Genomic DNA, 24,803 nt, shown 5'->3' with positions numbered 1-24,803 from the left:
TGGCTAAATCGCCTGCGCTAATAATGCCGCATCGCGGATCGCTCGCTTAGCGTCCAGTTCCGCCGCGACTTTTACACCGCCAATCATATGTACCGGTTTGCCGCTGGCTTCGAGCGCTGCGAGTAACGCCCGCTGCGATTCCTGTCCCGCACAGACCACAATAGTATCAACCGCGAGTAACTGTTCATGCTGCTGTTGGCTGATAACGAGGCCATCGTTATTGATACGCCGATATTCCACTCCTGTAAGCTGTTTTACACCATGCAGCTTTAACATCGCGCGGTGCACCCAGCCAGTGGTTTTTCCAAGCCCTTTGCCGATAGCTTCTGCTTTGCGTTGCAGCAGATAAATAGTGCGTGCAGTTGGCTCTTGCTGCGGTGGTTTTAAGCCTCCAACATGGCGATATTCGGTATCCACCCCCCAACGGGCATACCATTTATTCGGCGCTAACGTAGCAGACTGCTGCTCGGCCAAGTAATGGGCAACATCCACACCAATACCACCCGCGCCAATCACCGCCACCCGCTCACCGGCGGTATATTCGCCACTGAGCAACTGCTGATAATTGATCACTTTGGCGTTATCTATGCCGTCAAGCTGTAACTGCCGAGGTAACACGCCGCTGGCGAGGATCACTTCGTCAAATGCCGCCGCATCATCAAGGGTGAATGGCGTGTTTAAGCGCACGTCCACCGCTAACCGCTGCAACTGCGCCTGAAAATACCGCAGCGTTTCGTGAAACTCCTCTTTACCGGGGATCTGCTTGGCAAAGTTAAATTGACCACCAATTGCCGCACGAGACTCAAATAAACTCACCCGATGGCCACGTTCAGCAGCATAGACCGCAAAGGCTAAACCAGCCGGCCCCGCGCCAACCACGGCCAGCTTTTTCGGCGCTGCAACCGGCGTAAAATTGATTTCAGTTTCATACGCTGCGCGCGGGTTAACTAGGCAAGTGGCGCGTTTCAGTTTGAAGGTATGATCTAAACACGCCTGATTGCAGCCGATGCAGGTATTGATCAGTTCGTTATGACCTTGTGCCGCCTTTTGCACAAACTGCGGGTCAGCCAGTAATGGCCGCGCCATCGACACCATATCGGCCTGACCAGAAGTTAAGATCTGCTCAATTACTTCTGGGCTGTTGATACGGTTTGTCGCAATCAATGGGATATTCACTTCTTGGCGCAATTTGGCAGTCACCCAGCTAAACGCGGCACGCGGTACGCTGGTGACAATGGTGGGAATACGCGCTTCATGCCAGCCAATACCGGTGTTGATAAGGTTAACCCCTTCAGCTTCTAGCGCTTTTGCTAACTGCACCACTTCAGCCCAACTAGAACCGTTATCGACTAAATCCAGCATCGACAAACGAAATATGATGATGAACTCATTACCCACCACCGCACGAATGGCCCTGACGACCTCTAACGGAAAGCGCATGCGTTTACTAAAATCGCCGCCGTATTCATCCTGCCGTTGGTTAGTACGGCGGCAGATAAATTGATTGATGAGATAACCTTCTGACCCCATCACTTCAACGCCATCATAGCCAGCGCGCTGCGCCAACTTAGCTGAACTAGCAAAATCTTTGATGGTGCCACGCACTTGCCGCAGTGACATAGCGCTCGGCTTAAACGGCGTGATCGGTGATTTAACTGCCGAAGGTGCCAGCGAGAATGGATGATACGCGTAGCGCCCTGCGTGCAGCAGTTGCATACAGATCTTACCACCCGCTTGATGGATGGTATCAGTCACTAAGCGATGTTTGCTCACCTGCCAAGGAAAACTGAGCTGAGTCGCATGCGGGGTTAAGCGCCCACGAAAATTGGGTGAGATGCCGCCAGTCACAATCAAACCAACGCCACCTTCAACCCGTTCGCGATAAAACGTCGCCAATTTGGCAAAGCCGCCCTTTTCCTCCTCTAAGCCTGTATGCATCGAGCCCATGATGACGCGATTTTTAAGTTGGCAAAATCCCAGATCCAGCGGTGCAAGCATAGCAAGTGATGATGTCATATCGTGCCGATGTTTAAACAGTTGTTTGAATCAAGCATAGCTGCAAATAAAATTCGTCTCAATAACACCTAAGTGGCAGAAATTAGATAAATAGATTTACAAATCAAACTCCCCGTCTGCCCGCTTTTCAGTTAGCATTGAACGATTGTATAAAGCTAGGAATCGCTATGTCTGCAAAACCGCTTACCACGAAGAACACATTGATTCTGATATGGAATGTCATCAACTTTGTTCGCAAACTTATCCTCAATATCATTTTCTTCCCCATCCTGTTTATCTTTTTGATTGCCGTGATTGTGGGATTGGCGTCAGAAAAAGAAGTGACTGTGGATGATGGCTCTGCCTTGGTACTGAATCTTGCCGGTACTGTGGTGGACCAAAAAACGGAGATCGATCCACTCGAAACCCTGATGAGTCAAGGGAATCAACGTAGCGCTGCCAGTGAAGTACTGCTGAGCGAAGTGCTCGATACCATTGATAGCGCCGCTCAAGATAGCCGCATTAGTGCATTGGTGATTGATCTGGATGACATGGCATCTGGCGGATTAACCAAAATTCTAGCGATCGGGCGTCACATCGATGAATTTAAGAAAAGCGGTAAGCCAGTGGTTGCCATGGCCGACTTCTATGACCAATACCGTTATTTGCTCGCCAGTTATGCCGATACGGTTTACCTGAATGAACAAGGCCAAGTATTGATCCAAGGCTTTGGTAGTTACCCGATGTACTACAAAGAAGCACTGGATAAACTGAAAATCAAAGCACACGTCTTTCGAGTTGGTACCTATAAATCGGCAGTAGAGCCTTATCTGCGCAACGATATGTCCGACGCAGCGAAAGAAGCTAACCGCAAATGGATGGGTGATATTTGGCAAGTGTACGCTGAAGCTGCGGCACACAACCGTGGTTTGCAACCTGAAAGCTTCCACATGAATGCGGATGATTATGTCGCTGCACTGCAACAAGCTGATGGCGATGGCGCACAAATGGCGGTTAATCTTAAATGGGTTGATAAACTGGTGACGGCTGAAGAGTTCCGTCAGCAGATGGTGCAACTGGTCGGTGAAGCCAAAACGGGTCATAGCTTTAAGCAGATCGACTATTACAATTACGCCGCTCTGATTGCCCCACCGCCCGCCATTATTCCAACGGAAGGCGTGGGTATTATTGTCGCCAAAGGCAATATCCTAAACGGTGAGCAACCTGCAGGCACTATTGGTGGTCAAAGCACCTCAGCCCTGCTAAGAAAAGCGCGCTTTGATAACAAGATTAAAGCCGTTGTGCTGCGCGTTGACAGCCCTGGCGGCAGCGCATTTGCCTCTGAGCAGATCCGCCAAGAAGTGTTGGCATTAAAAGCAGCGGGCAAACCGGTGGTGGTTAGCATGAGTAGCCTTGCTGCTTCTGGTGGTTATTGGATTTCGGCCAGCGCCGACTACATTTATGCCAATCCGGGCACCATCACTGGCTCTATCGGTATCTTCGGCATGATCACCACCTTCGAAGATTCGCTAGCAGCATTGGGCATCCATTCCGATGGTGTTGCCACATCAGATGTGGCTGGCATATCTTTGGTGCGCCCTTTGCCTGAAGGATTTAAAACCAGCATGCAGATGGCAATTGAACGGGGCTATCAGAACTTTATCAATATGGTTGCCAAGTCACGCCATATGACCCCAGAGCAAGTGGATAGCATTGCCCAAGGTCGAGTTTGGTCTGGCGTAGAAGCGAAAAAAATCGGCCTAGTCGATGATCTCGGAGATATCGACCAAGCGATTACTAAAGCCGCGCAACTGGCATCACTGGATCAATACGATGTGCGAGTGATTGAAAAAGAACTCACACCCGAGCAGAAAATGCTGAAAGCCGTGCTGAGCAATGCTGAAGCTTATCTGCCAGATAGCGTGACTAAGATGAGCGCCACCGACAAACTGCTGCGTCAATTTAGCCATGTGGCCGAAGATTTTGCCGCGTTCGATGACCCGCAAAACCGTTATCTCTACTGCGAAGAATGTAGTTACTAAACGGCCAAAAAATTCAATAACTTCAAGCCCGGCGTAAAGCGTCGGGCTTTTTTTTGGCGTTTTGCTATAATCCGGCCACCTAAATAGACGACGACAACTAGCATGAATAAAAAGTCGATTTATATCGCCTACACTGGCGGTACCATTGGGATGCAAAAAACTGAAAACGGTTTTGTACCGGTGGCAGGATTCCTCACCGAGTGCCTTAACGGCATGCCGGAGTTTTTCCGTGAAGAGATGCCCCACTTCGATCTGCACGAATACTCGCCACTGATCGACTCTTCTGATATGTCGCCAGCGCATTGGCAGATGATTGCCGATGATATTGCCGCCAACTACGACAAGTACGATGGCTTTGTGATTCTGCACGGCACTGACACCATGGCATTCACCGCCTCTGCCTTGTCGTTCATGCTGCAAGACTTGTCGAAACCGGTGATTGTTACCGGCTCGCAGATCCCATTGTCAGAGCTGCGTTCCGACGGTCAAACCAACTTGCTTAATGCGCTCTACATCGCCGCTAATTATCCGGTGGCGGAAGTGTGTTTGTTCTTCAACAACAAGCTGTTCCGTGGCAATCGTACCTCAAAAGTTCATGCCGAAGGGTTTGATGCTTTTGCATCCCCCAACTATCCGTTGCTGCTCGAAGCGGGTATTCAAATTCGTATGCGTGCAGGTAGTCTCGCACCAAGCCAGTTACTGCCGTTGCGCGTGCAACACATCAAACCGCAGCCGATTGGTGTAGTCACCTTGTATCCGGGGATCTCCACCGAGATTTTCAAAAACGTACTACAGCAACCTGTTAAGGCACTGATTTTGCTTACCTATGGTGTCGGTAACGCGCCACAACAGCCGCAGTTACTGAATACGCTCAAGGCCGCGCATGATAACGGTATTATTCTGGTGAACTTGACCCAATGTCTACAAGGTCGTGTGAATATGGGCGGCTACGCCACCGGCAACGCCTTGGCACATGCGGGGGTGATCAGTGGCTATGACATGACGGTTGAAGCGGCATTAACCAAACTACATTATCTGCTCTCAACCGATTTAAGCGTGACCCAAGTGCGTGAAAAGATGCAGCAGAATCTGTTTGGCGAATTAACATCTAATTAGTGAATTAGCCATTGCACAGCAAAAAGCCCCGACCAATAGGACGGGGCTTTTCAATTAATAGCTTGGTGTTACAGCGATTTTTCGTCAAACGAAGCGATATTGTCACCTTTGAAGCGTTTTTTCAGCTCAGCCTTGGACAGCTCAATCACCTGCCCATCTTTGCCTATGGTGAAGTGCTCATTTTGATCTAAACGACGCGCTTGAAACAGCATCACAGCCTGTAATGTCGAGTCTTTCTGCGCTTCGGTCAGCAATGAACCATCTTCCCACTTACCGGTTTCTGCCGCCGCACGGAGTCTTTCATACACCTCCAGCGGCATTTCATCGATGACTTTCAGCAATTCATCGTTCATCAGTTTTTCCTTTTATTCAGCACAATCCGTAAGCGGGTAATTAAATAGCCGACAAAGCCAAACACAAAACACACTGAGCCAGCTAATGCTTGTTTGCCCTCGGCCACTTCTCCGCCCCAGAACCAGATCACGACCCCGACAATAAACAGTGTCAACGCGATAAAACTGTGCGTTTGTAACTGAGCGGCCTTTTTGATCTGTTGAATACGAATCGCTGATTCATTATCGCCATTCACCGCTAGATCACAGTTAGGGCAACGCGGCGATTTGCTCGACATTCGTTTATGACAAACCGGACATTCAACTAACGCCATAATGCTTACCTCAATTTATCAACTACGGCCAGCATCGCGGTTAATGATGCTTCACCGAAATGGATACAACGCGCCGGTGACCAACCTTCCATAGGATCAGCGAGATTTTGGTTGTCCTTAAACGGCATTTCTAATGTATTAGAAAGACATTTGAAAGTTTCCGCCACCCAATTAGAGGCAATGGTTAAATTCGCTTTGCCCGCTTCATCTTTGCCATAACCAAACTCAGTTTGGAAATCAGGGCTAACCAGTAACAAGGCGCGTTCAAATTCATCTTGCAGTTGCTGCATACGTGCATCCCAGCTTGGTACGCCTTCACAGCCGGCGAGGAATACATATGGCAATCCTTCGTCACCGTGAACATCGTAAAATAGATCGACGCCTGTGGCTTTCATCTTGTTAACGACGTAATAAACTTCAGGACTTTTTTCCAGCGATGGTGTTTGCCATTCACGGTTCAAGTTGGTGCCTACCGCATTGGTGCGCAGGTGACCGCGAACGCTACCATCTGGATTCATGTTAGGCACAATATAGAAATTGGCTTTATCGAGCAGTTGCTTTGAAACTGGATCATCTGAATCTAGCAAGCGATACAGCAGCCCTTCCACCAGCCACTCGGCCATAGTCTCACCCGGGTGCTGACGCGCGGTGATCCAGATATTCTTTTTATGCTCCGCACCATCGCCCACTTTGACTAACGTCATGTCGCGGCCATCCAAGGTCAAACCAAGGTGCTCTAGGGTGACTTCTGGATGAACTTGCACTGCACTGAGCAGATCTAGGTGACGTTCATAACTGTATGGGGCGAAGTAAGCAATTTGGATCGCGTCGGCGTCTAGCGCCAGATCGATGATCAATTCACCTTGTTCGTAACGCGTGGGCAAACGGAACCAATGCTGGCGATCATAACTGGCAACCGCATGATATTCTTGCCAACCTTTGGGGTAGGAAGACTTGCCCGCATTAACGATTTTCAGCGTGTATTGGTTGCCGACGACACCTTCAAAGCGGAAGTTAAACCATTGGAGAAATTCATCGCCAGCATCGCGACGAATGGCAAGACGAATATCATCTTTATTGGCGATATCAATAACTTCAATATTTCCGGCATCAATATTGGCGGTAACTCTCATTCCTTATCCTTTTTACTTTAGGTAGCGCTAACACTGCCCTTAATTTTGCGTACTAGGATAAACCAAATTGACTCAGCATTAAACGTTATTGGTGATGCGATTCGCCCTGCAACGCCGCAATGATTTGCGGGTTATAGCTGTAACCACGGCCGCGAACGGTAAGGATCACGGTTCGCGGTAATCCTTGTTGATGTAGCTTTTTGCGGATGTTGGCCACATGCATATCCAAGTTACGATCGAACTTACCAAACTCTCGTTTCAGAATTTGGTGCTGTAACTCTTGCTTACTCACCGGTTGCCCTTGCTGCGAATATAAATAACGGAATATTTTGAGTTCGGTATCGGTCAGTGTCAGCTGTTTGCGGCCAATCGCTAACAAGCCGCGCTTAAGGTTAATATTCACAAACGGTCGGCTGGTTTCATCCACCAGCACAGGGGCAATATCGTCATCCAATGACGCTGGCGATGAGTAGATAAACGGTACGTGTTCTAATGGTTGTAACTGATGATGCTCTGCTGGCTTAGCAAAGCGACGTGACATGAGTACCACGACATCTGGCGTATGAGGATAACTCAACGCATCATCGTTGAGTGAACACAGGGCAAAATCGTGCTCAACCGCTCCAGCCTTTGCAGCAATCCAAGGTTTAACGGCGTTAAGCCATTGATCGTCATCCGTTACAACTAGAAAATTCATATACTACGAACACAAGTGAGAATAGTTTTCATTAGCATATTTAAATCTAAATATCATGCTGCTGTCAAACAGATATGCAAACGAGAGTGATGATGGGCAAAGAAAAGGTGAGCATTGCTCACCTTTCTTTACGTTTTTTGACAAAAGCGTCGGCGTTATTTCAGCATCAACTGGCGAATATCTTTCACAGGTGCGCTGCCGTAGCTGAGAAACTGTTCATGAAATTGTTTCAGGTTGAACTGGCTGCCCTGCTTGGCTTTTAGCTCTTCGCGCAGATCATAAATGGCGCGATAACCAGCATAGTAGCTGGTCAGTTGCACTTGGCTTAAGGTCGCTCGGCGCCATTTACCTTCTGCCTCGGCAGTTTGCTGGAAGGCTTCTTTAGTCAGTAGCGCAACCGCCTCATCGTGCGTCATGCCTTTGACCTGAATGCTGTAGTCCAAAATGGTGTTGCAGATACTGCGCAGGTTCCACTTGTAGTACATCAGCCACAATTCAGGCTCAAAGTCACCATAGCCCTGCTCCAACATCATGCGCTCAGCGTAAACCGCCCAACCTTCCACCATGGCACCATTGCCAAATAGACTCTTAATCAAGCTTGGCGATTGATTGGCGTAAACCAGTTGCGCATAGTGCCCTGGAATCGCTTCATGGATATTGAGGATTTGCAGCATCCAGTGGTTGTATTCACGCAAGTAGCTTTCGGCGGACTCATCGCTCATGCCATCAAGCGGCGTGACGTTGTAATAGGTATTCGCGCCTTTATCGTAAGGTCCGGGTGCACTAACAGACGCACCAGCAACCCCGCGCATGTATTCTGGTGTTTCGCGCACCACTAATGGCTTGTTCGGGTCGATAACCAACAAGTCATGGTCTCTGACGAATTGGATCAACTGCGGCATCAGCTTTTTCACTTGCGGCACAAACTGATCGCGACTGACATGATTAAGCGACAGCTTGTCGATCATCATACGGATCGCCACTTTTTCATCTGAAGGTTTAGCTTCGGTAAAATACTTGATCCAAAGCTGATCGGTCAGTTTCGCCATTTCACTTTGCACATTGGCTTTGTCCACCAGCGCTTTTTGATACAGCTCTTTGCCCGTCATGCCCGCTTGGATATCTAACGCAAACTTTTGTTCGTAGAGCGCTTCGCCAATACGGAAGTCACGGGCACCATGTTGTTCTAAGTCACTCTTAAGCGTATTCAAGTAGGCAATGTAACCATTGATAGCCTGTTTAGCGGCATCGAGTCGGCGAGCAAACAGTTGTTTATCCGCAGCCGTTAGGCCTGATGCATTCACTTTTGCCAACAGCTCATCATTCAACACACTAAACGCACCTTGGCTCTGAGCAATCGCTAATTCGGTATGTTCCATGGTCGGTTGGCTAATATTTTGCTGTGCTGCCGCATAGTAAGCTGGCACATTTTCCAATCGTCCCAATGCGGCCTTGAGCCGTTCATCTTCCGCGGCGTAATTCCCGTTAATGATTTCGGCAAAGCTGCCCGCGACATTATAAGAGGAAGGATCCCACTGCCATGATTTAAAGGTATCGATATCCCAAGCGATGCTGGCTAATAGGTTTTCAATAATGCGGTAATCAATGAGATGGCTATCACTCAGTGCACTGGCATTAATCTGTTGCAACTTGGCTTGATACTGGGCAACAAAGGCTAACGTGTTAGCGCGATCAGTCGCATCCGGCACGACAAGTTTAGCGTCGTATTTATGGAAGCCACTATATAGCGCATAGGTAGGCATTACTTGCCAAAAGGCATCAATGAATGTGTCGCTAAATTGACTAAATTGTTGGTCAGCTGTCTGTTGCACAACTGCCGCCGTGGCGGCGGATGGTGTTGAAGAGGTTTCACATGCGGTAAGGCCAGTAAGTGCCGTCACAACCAGCAATGACAAAGGGAGTTTCTTCATGGGTGTATTTCCAATGATAATCAAGCAGTAATCTTCGCTTGAGTTAACCATTGCCACCGCTAAAAGTCAGCAATAATTCCCTTTGTCACATAGCTTGTTACAGTTTTACTTGGTTGCTACTTGGGTAAACACCGTGCTCGCGTCGAGTTGCCAGCCACCTTGCTGTTCATCAGTTTTCGGCTGTGGAATACCGGTCACTAAGGTGCCATCGTCACGGATTTGATAAACCAAGGGTTTAGGTTGGGTTTTATCGTCCCAGTACAGCGTCAACATCACCGCTGTTTGACCATCAATCGTTTTGAGATGAGTATCAGCCAACTGCGCATAAGCACTGCCACGATATTCACTGATGGTTTCGCCAGAGCATGTGGTGTTGTCATACAACTTTGCCACACTGTGGTAAGTGTTTTTGTCAAAACTCATAGTGAAGTCTTTACTGTTACTGCCTTCAGCGACACAACCAGTGCTCCAATCACCACTGATAGGTAACTCAGGTGTCTCCGAATGACGATAACCAAAATAGCCGACAACCGCGACTGCGATGACCAATAGCCCGGCATAGACTGCCTTTGACATAACTCCCCCGCCAGATGAAATAAATAACGCTGATGACAATAGCACAAATTTAGTTAGACTGGCGTTTAGAATATGCTTGCTTCCGCCTAAATATCAAACAGATAAACAAGGTTGTTCTATGTCAGAGATTGATTTTAGCCTGCGCTTCACCCTACTTCGACCTTACTCCTATTCCGAACCTAGCCGCGAGCTAGATATTAAGGCGATTCAACGGGCCTATGAGAGTGATCGCGGCCGTATTATCAACTCAGCGGCAATTAGGCGGTTACAACAGAAAACCCAAGTGTTCGCCTTAGAACGTAATGCGGCGGTGCGTAGCCGTTTGACTCACTCGCTTGAGGTTCAGCAAACGGGTCGGTTTATTGTGCAAAAGATCTATGAGCTTTTGGGCGACCGCGCCGCCGATTATCAACTGGCGCAATTTGAACGTGCCTTTGAGAGTTTGGTAGAGATGGCCTGCCTGATGCACGATGTTGGCAATCCACCATTTGGACATTTTGGTGAAGCGGCAATCAGCGATTGGTTTAGCCAACAATTGCCCGACTTTGCTAGCGGGTTTATTGAGCAATACCCCAAACTGTTTCAGGACATCAGTCATTTTGAGGGGAATGCGCAAGGTATCCGTTTGATGCAGTCGCTACTGAGTCTCAATCTGACGTACAGCCAAATTGCCGGGATCCTCAAATACACCCGCGCGGGTGATGAACTAAAGCCAGCGAAAAGTGATGCCAAAAGTTATCTGATGAAGAAAGTCGGCTACTACGCCAGTGAGCGACCCTTCGTACAGCAACTGTGGCAACAGCTACGCATTGCTGCTGGCAATCGTCATCCGGTAAGTTATGTGATGGAAGCCGCCGATGATATCTCATACTGTTTGGCGGATATCGAAGATGCGGTCGAAAAAGGCATTATCACCCTGCCTGCGCTACAACAAGCATTGATACAAGAATATGCACAGCAGTGGCAACACTTTGGTCAAGCGCAACGTCACAGCAGCGTTATGGCTCACGCCATTGAGTATGCGGCCAGTAAATCGGCCAAGATCGACATCAATCAGACCAGCCAGTTCTTTACCTTCTTGCGGGTTAAACTGATCCATCCGCTGGTAGAACACGCGGCCAAGTGCTTTGTCGATAACATCGACGCGATATTTCGCGGCGACCTCAATCGCGCCTTGTTAGAAGATAAGAGTCATTGCCATGCGATTACCGAGACACTAAAACAAGTGGCGCGACGGGAAGTATTCAGCCATCGAGAGATTGAAAAACTGGAACTGCAGGGCTATCACATTATCGGTTCGTTACTGCACCATTATGCACCGCTGCTTAAACTAAGCAGCGAGGCGTTTACTGCGTTGGTGGAAGGCACCAGTAATCAGCCATTGATAGCAACGCGACTATTACATCGCTTACCACAAAAGCATTTAGCGACTTACAAAAAGGCAATAAAAAACGACGGAGATGATGCACTACCTGAGTTTTATCATCGCTGTCGTTTAATTCAAGACTACGTCAGCGGTATGACGGACCAATTTGCCCAAGATGAATACCGCATGATGCAAGCGTTAGATTAGCAGCGGGTGATCCGCACCACTTTCATGGTTTCTAACTCCATGCCAGCCACGAGAGTGGTTTGCGGATAGTAATCGACATTCACATTTGAGCCTTTGAGACTCCGGTAACGTTTGCTACGTCGAAAACGGAATGGGGTTTCATAGTGTTCCAACATCAAAGTGTGTTGAACCCATTCGCCTTCATCACGTTGGGTATGTGATAACACGGTGCAGTGCTCTTTATGATAAAGGTTTTGTTGTTGCTCAATAGTGATGTCAGAAATACTCATTGTTTGATACCTCCCGCAGCGTTGATTCTGACGAAAAAATTCGGTCCTGATGGGCCATACATAAGGCCAACCCCCTACCTAAAAATTCCGTGAAAAAATCCAGCGCTGCATAAAACAGCGATCCTGTGTCAAATCTAAGGGGAGACCATCTATGTGCGCGTCGAGAAGTTGTCAGCACTCTCAATAATAACGCGAACGGATATTGTAGCAAAAATAACCAATAATTTGGCGGGGAAATTTGAAATTCTTTAAGGAAGATAACTAACTTAATGAATTACATTTAAAAATTCATAACTGTAAATGCTAATTCTATACTGCTAGTCTGCAAACCCCAGCGTCTTAAACACCGGGGGATTTAACCAACAGAATGCACAACATCACCACGGAATGATGTTGCCCTGATAATCAAAAAAGCCACCGTTTTGCTTATCATCTAAGTTATCAATAAGCTGTTTAATACCTGTGGCGGACTGCTGTGTGTCAATCAATCCATGCGGACCGCCCATCTCAGTACGCACCCAACCGGGATGGACTACGATGGCCTTCATCCCATAAACGGCTAAATCGATAGATAAACTTTTAGTTATCGCGTTTAACGCCGCTTTAGAGGAACGATAGAAATAGCTGCCACCACTATGGTTATCTTCCATACTGCCCATTTTAGAAGTCATATTGACCACCGTACCACGGGCTTGTTTCAGGTGCGGCAAAAAGGCTTGCACAATATTTAGTGGTGCAATGGTATTAATCTCAACGACTTGACGCCACTCATTCAGGTCAAGGTGACCGAGTCCCATATTGTGTGGGCCATAATAGCCAGCGTTGTTGATTAACACATCAAAGGCGCGATCGCGCAGCTCTACGGCGAGTTCGTTAACTGCGTCGTTATCGGTGACATCCAATTGATAGACTTCTAGGCCCGGGTTGTCACTGATTAGGTACAATAAGTCATCAGCTTGCGCTGGCGTACGACAACAAGCCACAACGTCCCAGCCATCTCGCAGATATAATTTCGTCAGTGCCAGCCCAATACCTCGATTAGCTCCGGTGATAAAAACTTGCGACATGGTGTCCTTACTCCTCGTTTGTCGAGCATCAGCTGACGTAGCCGTCATCTGCTCTACTGCCATCTGTTTGATTAAGATGGCTCAATGATAGTGATTTGGTCGCTATTTGACAGCGTCTTTTGCCAAGCAATGTGAACAACCGTCACATTGTTACCCGTTCACATACGCCGCGCTGAACTACCTCATCACCAACCTAAGATGCCAACCACCACAAATATCCCGGCGCGAGTGCGAGCGCTGTTAGGCTATGGTATGTGCGCCAACGCGCTGGCACCGCAATGCCTTGCTGCCAATTAAGTTGATTTACTGCCATGACTAGCGGAATTAACAACACGAATAATATCAACCAGCCAATAACTAATACCGTGTGCCCCATCTGCCACAGCAATAGGCAAACCACCAAAGGCGTCAATACACCAGAGAGCCGCAATAGCCAGTGACGCTCACTCACTTGCTGCGCTACTTTCAAAGTAAGCGGCAGATAGATGATAGGTAACAAGATACCAAGCCAACGGTGCTGCGGTGCGTTCTGCTGTTGCGCCCGCCAATAACACCAATTGCGATAACACCAGTAAACGCCATAGCCGCCGCCAGTTAACCACATCAATAGCAACGTGTGCTTTACTGAGGTTGGATAAAACACGGTATGGCGCAACGGTCTTTTTACCGACAACCATTTGGCTAACGCCACGCCGAGCAACACGAGGGCAAGCAGTACATAGAGGGTTCCAAGTAGCACTTTGCCCGTTTTTTTGGGCGGTAACTCCTGCACCGATGGTGGTTCTGGTGGATAACTGGCAATACCAAATTCGCTGTAATCGGCCACACGGTCTACCGCAGCAAGATACTCGGCAAACTGCTGCTCAGGCACGTAAGCAACTAGGGTTTGATAGTGGTAATTAAGCACCAGCTGGTTTTGTGCTTTGTCAAAGTTAACGGCAAAACGGTAATCAAAAAAACGATTCTGTTCCTGATGGGATTCGTTAGCAAAACTCCAATCGATGTCGTCGTTCAGTTTTAAGGTGATCTCACCGTTTACGGTTTGTGGATATTTCAACGCAAACGGGCGCGGCTCTCGATTTTTTGGCTGTCGGAGCGAGATTTGATTTTCGGAAATATAGAAACTTTGCTCGGCGTCATCATGTGTTTGCCAAGGGTTGTCTAACTGATATTGCTCGCGGATGGCAACGCCATTAGCCGAATCATCTATCGTCAATGGCGCTACCGTCAGCGCGCCATATTGTTCGGTGAAAAAATCTTTATAACTGCGTTGCAGATCAGCGACACCACCGGTCGCGAGCCGTTGGCGCAACTTTTCCGCCTCAGCGCCGAGATAACGTGTTTGCACTTGATAGCTGGCTGGATGCCCTGCACCACGGCGTAAATCAAACTCTTCTTTGTAATCAATAAGCGTGTTGGTGGGCGATGGCATTTTGACTAATGCCTGGCTGTTATCCGCTAACACCAAACCATAACCGTAATCTGGTACTTGCCGCTGCGCTAATGGTCCCTTCTGTACCCCAATCGTTGGATCGACAAACACTTGCTGACCGTCAAGATCTACCATCACCACTGCATGGTTAAATACTTTGCCCGATGGCAGACTCATGTTCAACTGAGCACCGCGTTCGGTGTTAACCAGTACCGGAAAGGCTTTGATACCCATCGCCTGTAACAACGCCACTAATAGCGCACTCTTATCTTTGCAATCACCGAAACGGTGCCGCAACGTTACGTCAGCCTTAGCAGGAAGATGGCTGTTCACCCCCATTTCTAATGCTAAATAGCGTATCTGGGTTTGCACAAAATCCAATGCGGCAACCAGCCGCTGCTCTGGTGTGGTCAGTCCCTCAGCAAGGCGTTTAGCCTCGGTAGCTACAGGTTCGGAGACGTCCATGGCATCGGTAAACAGGGCTTGTCCCCACTGAGCCACATCTTGCCACGTTGCCAAATCGCTAAAGCTGAGATGCGCCCGAGGTTCGTACCAAGAAGGCACCCCATCGGGTACAGTCATTCCCTGAGTATTGGTTAACGCCAGCTGATAAATCTGCTGTTCCCCCAGCTGTTGCCGCTCAATATGGTACGCATCAGCATCTGGGGTAATTTGCAACTGCAATGGCGTAGGTCGCTGCCAAATAATCCGCAATTGTTGCTGCGCAATGGGCACATTCCATTGCAGCGGACGTCGATGGTAGACATGGCCGCCAAATACAGGATTGGCCCCAACCACGCTGTAACTGAATTCGACGACATCACCAACGCGAATATCACTCAACAGTAAACGCAGTTGCATTGAACCATCAATCACCTGTTCCGCCCCCGGCGCTCGCTCGATGGTATGTTCAGCTTGCGTCAGTTTATCCAGTGTTTGTCCGTCACGATGCACTGTCACCGCGTGCAGCTGCAATTGTTCGTAGGCGGGATCAAACACAAGATTTAACTGCGAATAACTATCGGCGGCGTTAGTGTTAGTCAGCTTAACGGCGAAATGACGATACTGTTGTTCTGGGTCAGTAACAGTGAACAGATATTGAAAATCCGACAGCAGATAATAGATACCGTCTTGGATATCGTCGGTGGGAACGCTCGCGTCAAGTTTTGCAGAATGTGGCACCACCCAACTCGGTGCTTTCGTTATGGCTACCCGTTCTAGAGCCGATGTCGCAGGCTTGTGAGCCAATGTCTGTCGCTGCAACGGCGCGGCACTGACATATTGTGCAAGTGCTAACGAGCTACAACATAACAAGGCAATAATTAACGGAATCCACCGCCTAAATCCTGTCATTTAACATCATTCCTTTGTTTTACTACCCTATGCCGGTAGATAGTGTGCTAACCGCTGAAAATAATCGCGTAATCGCTGTAGGATCCGCTCCCGATGGTCCAAGGTTGGATATGCGGCTTGAGTGTGCTCATCTTGCTTTAGCGTGCCCTGCACTAAAAAGCGATTGGTAATCTCTGGCGAACTTTCGATGCAAGCCTCAAAGGCGCGGGCGCCTAGTTCAGTCGGCATGGCAAAATAGTAACGGTTTATCTGCTTATCCAACGCTATCGCCTGAGTAACAAAACTGTTGGCATCCGTTCCTTGCGCCTGCAAAAAGATCTCTCGCAGCAGCAATTCCAGCGGTTCATTGATTGGATGGCATTTAAGTGGGCGATCTTTAAGCCAAAGATCCGTAGCAAAATTAATCGCCGATGTTGTTACGCTACCGTCATCAATAAATGCGGTATCTGCCAGATGATGATCGAGTGCATGCCAAAACTCATGTGCCAACGCGCCAGCACCAGCATTCTTGGCTAACGCAAGTGTGCGTGTTTGCGGGGCATAATGCGCCTGTACGCCGGGGCGACCACCGATGCCAAAATCCAAATTGAGTTTCTGTCGTAATCCTAGCGTTGCTGGTGGCACATTGAGGATAAAGGCAAGATCTGCCAATGCATCAAATAACAAATTGGCCGCTTTTTCTGCTTCTTCGTCGGTAACCCATTTACCAATGCGTACCGCAGCAAAACCGAAGGTATCACGTATTTGACTAAAAGAGGCGGCCTCATCGAAGCGATAATCTGGGCCATTGCGAAAGTATTGAGAGTTTACGAGCAAAGGAGATAAGCAATTAGCGAATTTAACGGCATGATGACATAAATCACCGCCAATAAAAAAGCTCCCGTAGGAGCCTTTTTGAAGCACAAGACGTTATCGGCTAAAACGCCGTACCACCTCAAGTAAGTTAATGGCGATTTGTTGCAAGCCGTCAATACGTTGGGAGGCTTCCCCGGCATTTTGTTGGCTGCTGGAAGCCAGCGAAGAGATATTGCTCACTTGGCGATTAATATCTTCCGAAACATGCGCTTGTTCTTCAACAGCTGACGCCATTTGCGTTGCCATTTCCGAAATAACGCCCAGCTCAGATGAAATACCTATCAACAGTTGTTCACTTTGCTTAACGCGTTCTAAGCCAAGTTCAGCGCCACCTTGCCCCTGCTCCGCGACTACCACCGCTTTAGATGCCCGGTCACCCAACTCTTTAATGATTTCGTGGATCTCTTTGGTTGACTCTTGGGTGCGACTCGCCAATGAACGGACTTCATCTGCAACCACCGCAAAACCGCGCCCTTGTTCCCCGGCACGAGCGGCTTCAATCGCCGCATTGAGTGCCAGCAAATTTGTTTGTTCGGCAATCTGTTGGATCATCTGCGCCACAGTGGCAATTTTATCGGTCTGCTCTGACACACTGGCAACCGAACGACTAATGTCATCTACGGTGCTACGTAGTTGGGTAATGGCATCGCTGGTAGAACATGCAACGCTCTTAACCTCTTCAGCTAAGTCGGTAGACTTGGCGACTCTGGCCGATGTTTCCGACACATGACGAGACACTTCGTTAATCGTGGTGGTCATCTGGTTCATGGCGGTGGCCACTTGCTCTGTCTCATTATGCTGAGATTCGAGCTGACATTGCGATGCTTTAGTTAACTCGACCGACGATTTGGTCTCTTTCACCATCGTTGATGCGGCATGTTCAATGCGAGTAAGTACCGTATTAAGGTGAGATCGTTCACTCAATATCGCCACTTTAATGGTACCTAACATGTTGCGGTCATCAGTAAAACTTTGCACCGCTAACGGATCTTGGAAACTGCCTTGCAACAGGGCCAACAGATCGCGGTAAACTTTGCGTTTCGCTTGAGAACTCCAAACCGCATAAATCACAAACACGGCAATTAACAACTCTTCGGATAAGGTGTTAAAGCCGGAGAAAAACAGCGCGATACATAATAAAACGGCAACGGTGATGAAGATGTTTTCAGGGCTGGCCAATGGGGGCTTTTTCAATGAACCGCCGTTATTGAGAGAGGCATATAACTTAGTGCAACGCTCAACATCTGCTCGCTCTGGTACGACGCGAACCGACTGATAACCGACAACTTTGCCGTTTTCAGTCATAGGAGTCACATAAGCATTTACCCAATAATAATCGCCGTTTTTACAACGATTTTTCACAACACCCATCCACGGTTTACCCGCTTTCAGATAACTCCACATATTACGGAACGCTTCGGGCGGCATATCTGGGTGACGTACCAGATTGTGTGGCTGACCTATCAGTTCTTCTCTGCGATAGCCGCTGATATCTACGAAGGCGTCATTACAATCAAGGATTATCCCTTCGGCATTAGTCACAGAAATGAGCTTTTCTTCCGCTTTGAAGGTCCGTTCGCGATCCGTGACCGGTAAGTTTTTTCGCATAATGTTGGTCCATGCAAGCCAATAATTATTGGGTAACAACTCTATCCAGCGGTTTAATTATTGGTGATCTTTATCAAGTTTCAAATTTTTATCCCAAAAATTTAACATGTTGTATTTACAGTAAACGAATAGTAGGAAGGTATAGACAACGCAGAGTAGACATACCGCCTACAAAGGTAAGAACAGCAGCACTGTAGATGACGTGGTATGTTCACCCACTCAGGAAGGGTGTCCATTGTAATAGTTCGATACTTCACTATTTATCGCCACAACGATGTGTTCCAAAGTGTCGCGAAGTGTCGTTCGCGCCGTCCCTGACTCCCTAAATCAAGCTAGTCACACGATGTCGTTACCGCTATGTGATGAGCTCGCGGTAATATTAGCAAAGCCTAAACATAATAAACAGCTAATAAAAAAGGGACCCTAAGGTCCCCTTCTTACAACTCTTGGCACTAATAAATTAGTTAGCCAGAGCTTCTTTTGCTTTTTCAACCAAAGTTGCAAATACAACTTTGTCGAATACTGCGATATCAGCCAGGATCTTACGATCGATCTCGATAGAGGCTTTCTTCAGACCGTTGATGAAACGGCTGTAAGACAGACCATTTTGACGAGATGCCGCGTTGATACGTGCAATCCACAGTTGACGGAATTGACGTTTTTTCTGGCGACGGTCACGGTAAGCATACTGACCAGCTTTGATTACTGCTTGTACCGCTACACGATAAGTACGTGAACGGGCACCGTAGTAACCTTTAGCAAGCTTAAGAACTTTCTTGTGACGAGCACGTGCAGTTACACCACGCTTAACTCTTGGCATTTTTCAATCTCCTATTAAGCGTATGGTAGTTGGCGTGCAATTGCTGGCACGTCAGACTTGGCAACTAAACACTTCGCACGCAGATGACGCTTACGCTTGGTGCTTTTCTTGGTCAGGATGTGACGCAGGTGAGCTTGTTTACGTTTGAAACCATTAGCGGTTTTCTTAAAACGTTTAGCCACACCGCGGTCAGTTTTCATTTTTGGCATTACAAAAACTCCGCATTGGGATAATTAATAAAACGCAAGGCGAACCGCGGAACATATAAATATGACCCGCGAATTACTTTTGGAGCCTTACTATTTCTTCTTAGGAGCGAGAACCATCACTGCCTGACGTCCTTCCATTTTCGGGAAAGACTCAACAATAGCGAGTTCTTCCAAGTCAGCTTTGATACGGTTCAAAAGTTCCATACCAAGCCCTTGGTGAGCCAGCTCACGGCCACGGAAACGCAGCGTAACTTTCGCTTTGTCGCCGTCTTCCAGAAAACGAACCAGGTTGCGTAGTTTTACCTGATAGTCGTTTTCGTCGGTTCCGGGACGGAATTTAACTTCCTTCACCTGAACTTGTTTTTGCTTTTTCTTCTGTTCTTTCTGGGCCTTTGCCTTGTCGAACAGGAATTTACCGTAGTCCATGATACGGCATACAGGCGGCTCAGCGTTTGGGCTGATTTCCACCAAATCCAAACCTGCTTCATCAGCAGCTTCTTGGGCTTGACGAATACCCACAACACCTACTGGTTCACCGTCGGCACCGACTAGACGTACTTGTGACAGACCGGTTATTTCATCGTTAATTCTATTAGCGGCCGCCTGACGGCCTGATGTCTTCTTGATCTTTATGACCTATTCCTCCATCAATTCAAGACTACGGAGCGCAATTCTTTGTTTAACTAATGATGTAAAATCATCAACAGGCATTTTGCCTAAATCCACTCCGTCCCTGGTACGCACCGCTACTTCGCGGTTTTCAACTTCTTGATCGCCTACGACCAGAAGGAATGGAACCCGCTTCAGCGTGTGCTCGCGTATTTTAAAGCCTATTTTTTCATTCCTCAAGTCCGTAACCGCTCTAATTCCCTGAAGTTGGAATGAATTGACGATCTCTTCAGCGTAATCTTGCTGTTTATCGGTAATATTCATCACTACAACTTGGGTTGGAGCAAGCCACGCTGGGAATTTACCCGCGTATTCTTCAATCAGAATACCAATGAAACGTTCCAGTGAACCTAAAATTGCACGGTGAATCATCACTGGCACTTGGCGAGTGTTGTCTTCAGCCACGTAAGTTGCACCTAAACGACCCGGTAAGGCGTAATCGAGTTGCACAGTACCACATTGCCATGCACGATCTAAACAGTCATGCAAAGTAAATTCGATTTTCGGACCATAAAACGCGCCCTCACCCGGCAGAATTTCGAATTCAATGCCGTTATTGCTCAGTGCTTGTTTCAGTGCGCCTTCTGCACGATCCCACATTGCATCGTCACCGATACGTTTTTCTGGGCGAGTAGAAAGTTTCACTACAATGTTTTTAAAGCCGAATGTTGAGTAAGTGTCATACACCATTTTGATGCAGCTACTTACTTCAGTTTGCACTTGTTCTTCAGTACAGAAGATGTGTGCATCGTCTTGGGTAAAGCCACGTACGCGCATCAGACCGTGCAATGCACCTGATGGTTCGTTACGGTGACAGCTACCAAACTCAGCCATACGCAATGGCAAATCACGGTAAGACTTCAACCCTTGGTTGAAAATCTGTACGTGACCTGGGCAGTTCATTGGCTTAATCGCGTATTCGCGGTTTTCACTTTGGGTAGTAAACATCGCATCAGCGTATTTGTCCCAGTGACCTGAACGTTCCCACAGTACGCGGTCCATCATGAATGGGCCTTTCACTTCTTGGTAGCTGTATTCTTTCAGCTTGCCACGGATGAAACGTTCCAGTTCAAGGAAAATGCTCCAACCGTCGTTATGCCAGAACACCATGCCCGGTGCTTCTTCTTGCATATGGTATAGGTCAAGCTGTTTACCAATTTTACGGTGGTCACGTTTAGCCGCTTCTTCCAGACGAGTCAGGTGCGCTTTAAGGGCTTTTTTGTCGCCCCATGCGGTACCGTAGATACGTTGCAGCATCTTGTTGTCTGAATTACCACGCCAGTAGGCACCCGCTACGTTCATCAGTTTAAAAAACTGACAGAAACGCATGTTTGGCACATGAGGACCACGGCACATGTCGATATATTCTTGGTGATGATACAGCGCGGGCGTTGCGTCTTTGCTGATATTCTCATCCAGAATCGCCATTTTATAAGGCTCGCCACGCTGTTCAAATGTGTCACGCGCTTCTTGCCACGTCACCACTTTTTTGACGACGTCGTACTGGGTTTTCGCCAGTTCCATCATGCGCTCTTCGAGCTTGGCAATGTCTTCTTCGGTCAGTTTATGATCGAGGTCAACGTCGTAATAGAAACCGTTATCGATCACTGGACCGATAGCCATTTTGGTTTCTGGCCACAATTGTTTAATGGCATGGCCGAGCAAGTGCGCACAAGAGTGACGCGCAATTTCCAGACCTTCTTGATCTTTAATGGTGATAATCGCCAGTTCAGCGTCTTCGGTGATCAGATCACACGCATCTTTCAATTCACCATTTACACGACCAGCGATACAGGCTTTTGCTAAACCTGGGCCGATATCTGCGGCAACATCAAGAGTGGAAACTGCTTGAGCAAATTCACGTTTGCTCCCGTCAGGGAGAGTAATAACAGGCATGAGAAATCCTTAATCCAGTGGTGACCCACACGTAGGGCCACTTGGTCATCATGTTAACAATAGTAAGATGTTCACTCGCTGCGACATCACCATACGGTGGCGATGGGGACCGCGAACAGTGAATGGCGAATTTTACGGTAGTCAGTGTAAAGATAGCAACCTTACAGAAGGTTAAATTCACTTTAAAAACGGTAGCTAAGCCGAGATTACTGTCCGTCGGCGACAAATATGCCTCGATCCAACACTAGCCGACAGCACGCAACAGCTATACTGAATAAGTGATAGGTGAATTAGGAGGCGCATCATGAAACGCCAAACCATCTGTTGCCCATACTGTGGCCACCACCAAACCGTTGAAATTGATACCAGCATGGGTGATCAGGAGTTCTACGATGATTGCCGCATCTGCTGCAATCCTATTCATGTGCGTATGCATATCGATCATCAGCATCAACGCATTCAGCTGCATGTTGATACTGATGACGAGCAATACTATTGAGATTAAGCACCATCGCGTTGGCGAGTTTAGTCCTGCCACACAATAGTGGTGAGGTTTAACTACGCTAGCGTTAAACCGTTGGCTAGCCGTTGTGCTAATACACGCTCTACGGTATCGACGATCGTTTGCGTTTGGCTATCAATTTCGAGATTAAGCTGCATGCCGGTTTGATAGCTGGCGAGATTGGTGAGCCGCAATGTTTCAGGGATTAGATGCAACCAGAAGCGATTACTCTCAACCTTGCCGACCGTCAGGCTACAACCATTGACGCCGATAAACCCTTTATAAAAGATGTATTTTTGCCACTGAGGCTCAAATTCCAACAACATATTGTAGTGGCTGTCGGTGTTATCAACCGCAACCACGCTCGCTTGGGTATGGACGTGCCCTGACAAAATATGGCCGCCAATCTCTTTGCCAAAGGTCAACGAACGTTCCACGTTTACTTTGTCACCAATATCCAGCTTGGATAGATTAGTAAGATTCAATGTTTCTTCCATCACATCGAAAAACACCCTATCATCCGCAACGGCGGTTACCGTAAGACACACACCGTTATTTGCCACGCTGGCGCCTATCTCGAGTCCTGCTGACATCGCAGGGTTCATAGCGACGCCAAGTGTATGAAGTCCCGGCTTTTTCTCAATGCTCAAGACTTCACAATTTGCCTGCACAATACCTGTAAACATATATCACTCGCTTTTGGATACAACATGGAACACGCTGGTTTTCACGCGAAACGGATCCTACAACTGGCCATGCCAGTGCTGGTCGCTCAAGTCACCCAAACCATGATGGGCTTTATTGATACGGTTATGGCCGGTCGCGTTAGCGCCACCGATATGGCGGCGGTCGCCGTCGGCACCAGTATCTGGTTACCAGCGATCTTATTTTTCCAAGGATTGTTGATGGCAATTACGCCATTAATGTCTCATCACCACGGTGCCAATGAATCACGCAAAATTGGGCCGCTGGCGAACCAAGCCATCTATATTGCCATATTCGGCGGTTTGATAGTGATGGCATTGCTGCATTTCTCTAATGTGCTGATTGCCAACATGTCACTCGAGCCAAAACTGGAGCTGATTTCGGTGCAATATATCAGCGCGGTGCTGTGGGGCGCTCCGGGCTTTTTGCTGTATCAAGTATTACGCAGCTGCGGTGAAGGTATCTCTTATACCCTGCCCGCGATGGTGATTGGTTTTGTCGGTCTGGCGGTCAACATACCCGCTAACTTGATTTTTATTCACGGTTATTTTGGTATGCCCGCCATGGGTGGTGCAGGCTGTGGTGTCGCGACAGCCATCGTGCTTTGGGCGATGTTCTTTTCGATGTTGCTGTACATTCGTCTACACAAACGCTTTGCTGCTATCGAATTTTTTCATCGATTTAACAAACCCGATTTCGCAGTGATTTGGGGCGTGGTCAAACTCGGTTTCCCTGTCGCGTTGGCGCTGTTTTTTGAGGTGAGCCTGTTTGCCATCATCGCCCTATTATTAGCGCCACTGGGGGCGGATGTGGTTGCCAGTCACCAAATTGCACTTAACTTCTCCTCGATTGTATTTATGGTGCCATTGTCCATCGGCGTTGCGGTGTCGATTCGCGTCGGTTATTACTTGGGCCGTGATCAAGCCGACCACAGCGCGCTGGTTGCCAACATCGGGTTGAAGATCGGTCTATCACTGGCGTTTTTTACTGCGGTGCTCACGGTGCTATTTCGCGAAGATATTGCCGCGCTATATAACAAATCGCCGGTGGTCATCGAACTGGCCTCTGGCTTGATGCTGATGGCAGCAGTTTACCAACTGTCTGATTCGGTTCAGGTGATCTCCGCTGGTGCTTTACGCGGCTTTAAAGACACCAAGAGTGCGTTTTATATCACGCTGATTGCTTATTGGTTTATTGGTATGCCTATCGGCTATGTGCTCGCTCGCACGGATTATATTGTGCCTGCTATCGGAGCTTATGGCTTTTGGACGGGGTTAATTGCGGGATTAACCTCAGCGGCAATAATGTTTGCGGTGCGATTGCAAGTGATTAAACGCCGCGCACTGGTACTGCATCAGGCGGTTTAATGCCATTAAATTGCGGCAAAACCTATTGAGTTGACTAGCATTTCACCATTCGACGCATTTTTTGAGATTTTCGCTTGCCAGCATGCACGAGACGAATTTAATATAGCGCTCGTTCCTGCTGGCAACGCCAACAGGATGCAATTTGACAGTACACCCGTAGCTCAGCTGGTTAGAGCACTACCTTGACATGGTAGGGGTCGGTGGTTCGAGTCCACTCGGGTGTACCAATTTGCACAATCTTCAATACACCCGTAGCTCAGCTGGTTAGAGCACTACCTTGACATGGTAGGGGTCGGTGGTTCGAGTCCACTCGGGTGTACC

The 24,803-nt window shown here is 48.1% G+C and carries 22 protein-coding genes and 2 tRNA genes; 7 read left to right on the top strand and 17 right to left on the bottom strand.

Annotated features, from left to right (window positions below; all coding sequences use genetic code 11):
• Positions 1–3: 3 nt before the first annotated feature.
• Positions 4–2,016, bottom strand: a complete 2,013-nt coding sequence (locus tag L9G74_RS15815) for an oxidoreductase (RefSeq protein ID WP_238897373.1) — start codon at positions 2,014–2,016, stop codon at positions 4–6.
• Between the two features lie 167 nt (positions 2,017–2,183).
• On the opposite strand from L9G74_RS15815, the gene sppA reads away from it, so the two are divergent.
• Together sppA and ansA are read left to right on the top strand one after the other, a co-directional pair.
• Entirely contained in the window at positions 2,184–4,037 is a 1,854-nt protein-coding gene (sppA, locus tag L9G74_RS15810) for a signal peptide peptidase SppA (protein ID WP_238897372.1), read from the top strand.
• A 102-nt stretch (positions 4,038–4,139) separates the two neighbouring features.
• Complete coding sequence (ansA, locus tag L9G74_RS15805; protein ID WP_238897371.1) at positions 4,140–5,153, top strand: asparaginase; 1,014 nt, start codon at positions 4,140–4,142, stop codon at positions 5,151–5,153.
• 68 nt (positions 5,154–5,221) lie between these two features.
• On the opposite strand, the gene L9G74_RS15800 is transcribed toward ansA, so the two are convergent.
• The 6 genes from L9G74_RS15800 to L9G74_RS15775 form a co-directional block, all read right to left on the bottom strand.
• Entirely contained in the window at positions 5,222–5,506 is a 285-nt protein-coding gene (locus L9G74_RS15800) for a YeaC family protein (protein ID WP_238897370.1), read from the bottom strand.
• Positions 5,506–5,820 carry a zinc ribbon domain-containing protein gene (locus L9G74_RS15795; RefSeq protein ID WP_238897369.1) on the bottom strand — a complete coding sequence of 105 codons (315 nt, stop codon included), beginning with the start codon at positions 5,818–5,820 and terminating at the stop codon, positions 5,506–5,508. The genes L9G74_RS15800 and L9G74_RS15795 overlap by 1 nt, the downstream gene beginning before the upstream one ends.
• 5 nt (positions 5,821–5,825) lie before the next feature.
• Positions 5,826–6,953 carry a M14 family metallopeptidase gene (locus tag L9G74_RS15790; RefSeq protein ID WP_238897368.1) on the bottom strand — a complete coding sequence of 376 codons (1,128 nt, stop codon included), beginning with the start codon at positions 6,951–6,953 and terminating at the stop codon, positions 5,826–5,828.
• A gap of 85 nt (positions 6,954–7,038) precedes the next feature.
• Positions 7,039–7,650 (bottom strand): winged helix-turn-helix domain-containing protein, encoded by a 612-nt coding sequence (locus tag L9G74_RS15785; protein WP_238897367.1) that lies wholly within the window; start codon positions 7,648–7,650, stop codon positions 7,039–7,041.
• A 155-nt stretch (positions 7,651–7,805) separates the two neighbouring features.
• Positions 7,806–9,581 carry a DUF885 domain-containing protein gene (locus tag L9G74_RS15780; RefSeq protein WP_238897366.1) on the bottom strand — a complete coding sequence of 592 codons (1,776 nt, stop codon included), beginning with the start codon at positions 9,579–9,581 and terminating at the stop codon, positions 7,806–7,808.
• 105 nt (positions 9,582–9,686) lie between these two features.
• Positions 9,687–10,157, bottom strand: a complete 471-nt coding sequence (locus tag L9G74_RS15775; RefSeq protein WP_238897365.1) for a hypothetical protein — start codon at positions 10,155–10,157, stop codon at positions 9,687–9,689.
• A 118-nt stretch (positions 10,158–10,275) separates the two neighbouring features.
• On the opposite strand from L9G74_RS15775, the gene dgt reads away from it, so the two are divergent.
• Positions 10,276–11,730 carry a dGTPase gene (gene dgt, locus L9G74_RS15770; RefSeq protein WP_238897364.1) on the top strand — a complete coding sequence of 485 codons (1,455 nt, stop codon included), beginning with the start codon at positions 10,276–10,278 and terminating at the stop codon, positions 11,728–11,730.
• Here dgt and L9G74_RS15765 read toward each other — a convergent pair.
• The 9 genes from L9G74_RS15765 to thrS form a co-directional block, all read right to left on the bottom strand.
• Positions 11,727–11,999, bottom strand: a complete 273-nt coding sequence (locus L9G74_RS15765) for a hypothetical protein (protein ID WP_238897363.1) — start codon at positions 11,997–11,999, stop codon at positions 11,727–11,729. The two genes, dgt and L9G74_RS15765, sit on opposite strands and share 4 nt — an antisense overlap.
• 377 nt (positions 12,000–12,376) lie before the next feature.
• Positions 12,377–13,066, bottom strand: coding sequence for an SDR family oxidoreductase (locus tag L9G74_RS15760; RefSeq protein WP_238897362.1), 690 nt, complete (start codon positions 13,064–13,066; stop codon positions 12,377–12,379).
• A 193-nt stretch (positions 13,067–13,259) separates the two neighbouring features.
• Positions 13,260–15,851 (bottom strand): DUF3857 domain-containing transglutaminase family protein, encoded by a 2,592-nt coding sequence (locus L9G74_RS15755; RefSeq protein ID WP_238897361.1) that lies wholly within the window; start codon positions 15,849–15,851, stop codon positions 13,260–13,262.
• A 27-nt stretch (positions 15,852–15,878) separates the two neighbouring features.
• Positions 15,879–16,667: a CLCA_X family protein gene (locus L9G74_RS15750; protein ID WP_238897360.1), complete on the bottom strand. Its 789-nt coding sequence runs from the start codon at positions 16,665–16,667 to the stop codon at positions 15,879–15,881.
• Between the two features lie 93 nt (positions 16,668–16,760).
• Positions 16,761–18,314, bottom strand: a complete 1,554-nt coding sequence (locus L9G74_RS15745; protein WP_238897359.1) for a methyl-accepting chemotaxis protein — start codon at positions 18,312–18,314, stop codon at positions 16,761–16,763.
• A gap of 460 nt (positions 18,315–18,774) precedes the next feature.
• On the bottom strand, positions 18,775–19,134 hold the full coding sequence (rplT, locus tag L9G74_RS15740) for a 50S ribosomal protein L20 (protein WP_037439620.1): 360 nt from the start codon (positions 19,132–19,134) through the stop codon (positions 18,775–18,777).
• Between the two features lie 14 nt (positions 19,135–19,148).
• On the bottom strand, positions 19,149–19,343 hold the full coding sequence (gene rpmI / locus L9G74_RS15735; RefSeq protein ID WP_238897358.1) for a 50S ribosomal protein L35: 195 nt from the start codon (positions 19,341–19,343) through the stop codon (positions 19,149–19,151).
• Between the two features lie 90 nt (positions 19,344–19,433).
• Positions 19,434–19,976, bottom strand: coding sequence for a translation initiation factor IF-3 (gene infC, locus L9G74_RS15730; protein ID WP_238897455.1), 543 nt, complete (start codon positions 19,974–19,976; stop codon positions 19,434–19,436).
• Positions 19,977–19,979: 3 nt separating this feature from the next.
• On the bottom strand, positions 19,980–21,908 hold the full coding sequence (gene thrS, locus L9G74_RS15725; RefSeq protein WP_238897357.1) for a threonine--tRNA ligase: 1,929 nt from the start codon (positions 21,906–21,908) through the stop codon (positions 19,980–19,982).
• Positions 21,909–22,212: 304 nt separating this feature from the next.
• On the opposite strand from thrS, the gene L9G74_RS15720 reads away from it, so the two are divergent.
• Positions 22,213–22,407: a CPXCG motif-containing cysteine-rich protein gene (locus tag L9G74_RS15720; protein WP_238897356.1), complete on the top strand. Its 195-nt coding sequence runs from the start codon at positions 22,213–22,215 to the stop codon at positions 22,405–22,407.
• Positions 22,408–22,466: 59 nt separating this feature from the next.
• Here the strand turns inward: L9G74_RS15720 and L9G74_RS15715 are convergent, their stop codons facing one another.
• Positions 22,467–23,096, bottom strand: coding sequence for a riboflavin synthase subunit alpha (locus L9G74_RS15715; protein WP_238897355.1), 630 nt, complete (start codon positions 23,094–23,096; stop codon positions 22,467–22,469).
• Positions 23,097–23,120: 24 nt separating this feature from the next.
• Here L9G74_RS15715 and L9G74_RS15710 point away from each other — a divergent pair, with 24 nt between their 5' ends.
• The 3 genes from L9G74_RS15710 to L9G74_RS15700 all read left to right on the top strand — a co-directional run bounded on the left by L9G74_RS15710 (position 23,121) and on the right by L9G74_RS15700 (position 24,801).
• Positions 23,121–24,482: an MATE family efflux transporter gene (locus L9G74_RS15710; protein ID WP_238897354.1), complete on the top strand. Its 1,362-nt coding sequence runs from the start codon at positions 23,121–23,123 to the stop codon at positions 24,480–24,482.
• Positions 24,483–24,632: 150 nt separating this feature from the next.
• Positions 24,633–24,709, top strand: a tRNA-Val gene (locus tag L9G74_RS15705).
• Between the two features lie 18 nt (positions 24,710–24,727).
• Positions 24,728–24,801: transfer RNA gene (locus L9G74_RS15700), tRNA-Val, on the top strand.
• Positions 24,802–24,803 lie beyond the last annotated feature (2 nt).

Source organism: Shewanella electrica (genome assembly GCF_022321485.1).
Classification (GTDB): domain Bacteria; phylum Pseudomonadota; class Gammaproteobacteria; order Enterobacterales; family Shewanellaceae; genus Shewanella; species Shewanella electrica.
The sequence above is the reverse complement of the archived record's forward strand: the minus strand, read 5'-3'. Positions and strand labels throughout refer to the sequence as shown.